The sequence below is a fragment of the uncultured Porphyromonas sp. genome (assembly GCF_947254915.1).
GTDB lineage: Bacteria > Bacteroidota > Bacteroidia > Bacteroidales > Porphyromonadaceae > Porphyromonas.
The window spans coordinates 1-4607 of sequence record NZ_CAMYEZ010000142.1 but is presented as its reverse complement, the minus strand read 5'-3'; the positions used below and the strand labels follow the sequence as shown (position 1 = coordinate 4607).

General features: G+C 52.6%; 5 protein-coding genes. All 5 read left to right on the top strand.

Going from position 1 to position 4607, the window contains the following annotated elements; all coding sequences use genetic code 11:
- Positions 1 to 602 precede the first annotated feature (602 nt).
- Positions 603 to 752 (top strand): hypothetical protein, encoded by a 150-nt coding sequence (locus Q0X57_RS07660; RefSeq protein ID WP_297729832.1) that lies wholly within the window; start codon positions 603 to 605, stop codon positions 750 to 752.
- Positions 753 to 804: 52 nt separating this feature from the next.
- A complete protein-coding gene (locus tag Q0X57_RS07655; RefSeq protein WP_297729830.1) occupies positions 805 to 1302 on the top strand; it encodes a transcriptional repressor in 498 nt (165 codons plus the stop codon).
- Positions 1303 to 1323: 21 nt separating this feature from the next.
- Positions 1324 to 2613 carry an adenylosuccinate synthase gene (locus Q0X57_RS07650; RefSeq protein WP_297729828.1) on the top strand — a complete coding sequence of 430 codons (1290 nt, stop codon included), beginning with the start codon at positions 1324 to 1326 and terminating at the stop codon, positions 2611 to 2613.
- The gene (locus tag Q0X57_RS07645) at positions 2603 to 3922 is read left to right on the top strand and encodes a folylpolyglutamate synthase/dihydrofolate synthase family protein (RefSeq protein ID WP_297729826.1); all 1320 of its coding nucleotides are present in this window, start codon (positions 2603 to 2605) and stop codon (positions 3920 to 3922) included. Before Q0X57_RS07650 ends, Q0X57_RS07645 begins: the two co-directional genes overlap by 11 nt.
- A gap of 58 nt (positions 3923 to 3980) precedes the next feature.
- The coding region (locus tag Q0X57_RS07640; protein WP_297729824.1) for an MFS transporter at positions 3981 to 4607 on the top strand (627 nt) is incomplete at its 3' end.

The following is a 4607-nucleotide window of genomic DNA, read 5'->3' as shown; positions in this document are numbered from 1 at the left end:
ATGCGTCGGACCGCAAGCGGTCGACTCTTCTTCGTAAAGATGCAGAGGACGGGTAACCCCGTGTAGGGACGCACGATCTGTGCGTCCGTTCCCGTTAAAACGGGACGTGTAACCCACTGTCGTTAATACAACGGACACTGTTACCTTTGATACAACGGACGCACAGATCGTGCGTCCCTACAACCGTTACTCGTCAGCTGGTTTGACAACGGACGCACGATCTGTGCATCTTTACGAAGAAGAGTCGACCGCTTGCGGTCCGACGCATCGTAGCCGTCGGAGCGATCTGTAGACTGTTGCAAAAGTCAACAGTCTCATCTGACGGGTAACATTTGTAGGAACGCACGACTCGTGCTGAGGCGGAGGGCGTCTGTCCCCGTTAAAAGTTACAGTGTCCGTTATGTGCGTCTCAACACAGCGCTACTCGTGAGTTTGCAGAGAGATTTGAGTAGTTTCGCATAGAGAATTGAGTAAATCTGGATCCAGAATTGAGTAAAATGCAGATTGCTATTGAGCAAAGGGATTTCAGATGAGACGAGTAATCCGACTTGCGGAATGGGTGCTGGTCGAAAGGTGGCGTAAGTAAAGTAATTTGTATAACTTTGCGACATCGGTCAGATCCCGCTACACTCGTTGCTCTCAGCTGGAGGACGAAGTGGGGTGGGGGGAATGCCGAGAAGCGTGGCGCACGAAGTGGTGTCACGCCTCATAGTGAGACTACTACAGATGTGGTAGTCGTTGCTAATGTGTAACGCAGTAAAATTGTAGTATGTCACATCTCCTACGATAGGGGGGTGGCGCAGTATGATGTCGGATTTGGTGTCGCCCTTTAAGGCCTTTCTCAAGCAGCACGGCTACCAGCTGACTTCTGAGCGAGTGGAGATTGCTCAGGTGGTCAGTACGCAGCGTCGTATCTTTACGACAGAGGAGCTGATGGCTCAGCTTAAGGAGGAGGGTTGTCACCAGAGCCGTGGCACGGTCTATAGTACGGTGCGCCTGCTGGCCGAGTCGGGGCTGATCTTGCAGCTCCCGCAGTCGAGAGAGGCGCGTTACCTGACGAGCGAGCAGGCTAGTCTCTATGCCGTCTGTCGCTGCCGCTACTGTGGCGCTGAGGTTCTCTATAGACAGCCTCGACGACTCAAGGCTCTACATCACGCTACGACCTCTCGATATCGGCTGGCACAGCCCCTTCTGATCTTTTACGGTGTGTGCCACCGCTGCGAGAGTGATACTGCAAAGACGAATAATAAGAGGTTAGCAAACCAAGTGGATAGGCTACAGCAAGCCCCCTCAAGGCGCTGACCGGTAGAGATATATTAAGACATGAACAAGAAAAAGGTAGACGTCCTACTCGGACTACAATGGGGTGATGAGGGCAAAGGCAAGATCGTTGACGTGCTGACCCCAGGCTATCAGATGGTAGCACGCTTTCAAGGTGGCCCTAATGCGGGGCATACACTGGAGTTTGAGGGACAGCGCTACGTATTGCGTTCGATCCCCTCAGGTATCTTCCAGGGCAATAAGCTCAACTTGATCGGCAACGGTGTCGTCTTGGATCCTGTCCTACTACGTGAGGAGGCTGAGCAGTTGGCTCAGAGCGGTCATGACATCAAGAAGCGCCTCGTCATATCCCGTAAGGCGCACCTTATCCTCCCGACGCACCGTCTGCTGGATGCAGCGCAGGAGCTCTCTAAGGGCGCTGCTAAGATCGGCACTACGGGCAAGGGTATAGGTCCCTGCTATACCGACAAGGTGGCTCGTACGGGGCTACGCATCGGTGATATAGAGCGAGACTTTGAGGCTCGTTACAAGGCTGTACGAGATCGCCATGTGGATCTTTTGCAGAAGATGGGTGCTGACCTATCCAAGCTGCCTGAGATGGAGGAGGCTTTCCACAAAGCCATTGAGTACCTCAAGGGCTACCAATTTGTAGATAGTGAGATCCTGATCAATGAGGCTCTAGAAGAGGGCTTGAATGTCCTAGCTGAGGGTGCGCAGGGTTCGCTACTAGATGTGGACTTTGGTACTTACCCCTTTGTAACCAGTAGTAACACGGTAAGTGCTGGTTGCTGTATCGGTCTCGGCATCTCGCCCAAGGCGATAGGACGAGTATACGGTATCTTCAAGGCGTACTGTACGCGTGTCGGATCGGGTCCCTTCCCCACAGAGCTAGAAGATGAGGTCGGGCATCTGATGGCTGACCGTGGACATGAGTTCGGTGCAGTCACGGGACGTCCTCGTCGCTGTGGCTGGATAGACCTTGTAGCCCTGCGCTATACGATTATGCTCAGTGGCGTGACTCACTTGATTATGATGAAGAGCGATGTGCTAGATACGCTCTCTACAATCAAGGCTTGTGTCGCCTACCGCATAGGTGATAAGGAGTACAAGCATATGCCGTACTCTCTGGATGCAGATATAGAGCCAATCTATCAGGAGCTACCTGGCTGGCAGACACCTCTAGATGGTTGTCGCTCGGAGCAGGATCTCCCAGATGCCTTCCGTCACTATGTAGCCTTCCTAGAGGCTCAGCTACGAGTGCCCATCTCGATTATATCTGTAGGGCCTGACCGCTCGCAGACTATTATGCGCAAGCTCAACAATGAACTATAAAGAAACGGTAGACTATCTCTACCAAGCGACCCCTTGCTATCAAAACCAAGGGGGCGATGCCTATAAGCCTGGCCTGGAGCGTATGCAGCAGATGTGCGAGGCTATAGGTAATCCTCAGCGATATATCCGCACCATACATGTAGGAGGCACCAATGGTAAGGGCTCGACTACTTCGCTCATAGCCTCCGTGCTGACAGCTGCTGGCTATAAGGTGGGGCTCTTTACCTCGCCACACCTAGTGGACTTTCGGGAGCGCATACGGATCAATGGCGAGATGATCTCCGAGGAGGAGGTAGTCTCTTTTGTGGAGCGGACACGTCCGCTGATTGAGTCTGTCGGTCCCTCATTCTTTGAGTACACGACCCTGATGGCGTTTGAGCATTTCCACACCCATAAGGTGGACTACGCCATCATCGAGGTGGGGCTAGGAGGACGACTAGACAGTACCAACGTGATACTGCCTAAGCTCTCGATCATAACCAATATAAGTCTGGACCACACGCAGTATCTCGGCAACACGCTCGAGGCGATTGCCTACGAGAAGGCGGGCATCATCAAGGAGGGTGTTCATGCGGTCATTGGCAATGCTGGTGGCTCTGTGCGTGAGCTCTTTGAGCAGGTGGCTGAGGAGCGACATGCTCCGATCACCTTTTGCGAGGATGAGCACACGATCAAGCGATACGATGAGTTACACCCAGGCATGCGACTAGACACCGTCGACTATGGTCTCCTAGAGACACCGCTCTCGGGTGATGCGCAGCTGGAAAATGCCCACACAGTCCTGACTGCGCTACGCATCTTGGACGACAAAGTCCTCGATAAGCCTTTGACTCATGAGGAGGTGTCGCGAGGCTTCGCTGAGCTATACAAGCTCTCGGGGCTGCGTGGCCGCTGGGAGACGATCTCGACCAATCCTCATATCGTCTGCGACACGGCGCACAATCCCGCTGGTATAGCAGTCGTGGCTCATCAGCTTGAGGAGGCAAAGTATGATCACCTATATATAATAGTAGGTATGAGTGCCGACAAGGATATAGATACCAACTTGGCACTCCTGCCCTCGTCAGCTCGCTACTACTTCTGCACGACAGCGTCACAGCGTACGCTACCTGCCGAAGAACTACAGCAACGTGCGGAGGCTATCGGCCTTAGGGGTAGAGCTTATCCCTCGGTAGAGGAAGCCCTCCAAGAGGTCTTAGCACATGCCAATGCTGGAGACTTGATCTTCGTCGGCGGTAGCAACTTTATCGTTGCCGAGCTACTCAAGAGTTATCCCATGACACAAAAAGAGCGTCCAACCCATCAATGAGGGCTAGACGCTCTGTCTATAAATACGCATCAACAAATCAAACATACTACATAACGTAATGACTGAATCTACACAACTAAAGACCCTGCGAGACAGCGCAGGAATGAGATGGCTAGCGCTCGCGCTGGTCGCACTCACGATGTTCTTTGCCTACATGTTTGTAGACATCCTCTCACCTATCAAGACGATGGTAGAGTCAGAGCTTAACTGGAGTTCTACTGTCTTCGGCACTTATGGAGGTAGTGAGTTCTTTATCAATGTATTCTTCTTCTTCCTCATCTTCGCTGGTATCATCCTAGACAAGATGGGGGTACGCTTTACCTTCCTCCTATCAGGCTCTCTGATGGTGATCGGAGCCTTGATCAAGCTGTACGCACTGAGCCCCGCCTTTAATGCTGGAGGCTTCGGATACAGCTTCTTCAATAGCTTCTGGACATCTGTGCCAGCCTCAGCTAAGCTCGCTTGTGTCGGCTTCGCTCTCTTCGGTTGCGGTACTGAGATGGGTGGTGTGACGGTCTCTCGATCCATCGTCAAGTGGTTTGAGGGCAAGGAGATGGCTCTAGCTATGGGTATTGAGATGGCTGTGGCTCGTCTTGGTGTCTTTGCTGTGTTTTGGCTCTCCCCGATGATCGCTGAGCAGTATGGTACTGTACGTGCTTCAGTATTCTTTGGCACGTGTCTTCTT

Excerpts from the sequence above, each read along its gene's own strand:
- Q0X57_RS07650 (WP_297729828.1), top strand. The coding sequence starts at position 1,324 with ATGAACAAGAAAAAGGTAGACGTCCTACTCGGACTACAATGGGGTGAT.
- Q0X57_RS07655 (WP_297729830.1), top strand. The coding sequence starts at position 805 with ATGATGTCGGATTTGGTGTCGCCCTTTAAGGCCTTTCTCAAGCAGCAC.
- Q0X57_RS07645 (WP_297729826.1), top strand. The coding sequence starts at position 2,603 with ATGAACTATAAAGAAACGGTAGACTATCTCTACCAAGCGACCCCTTGC.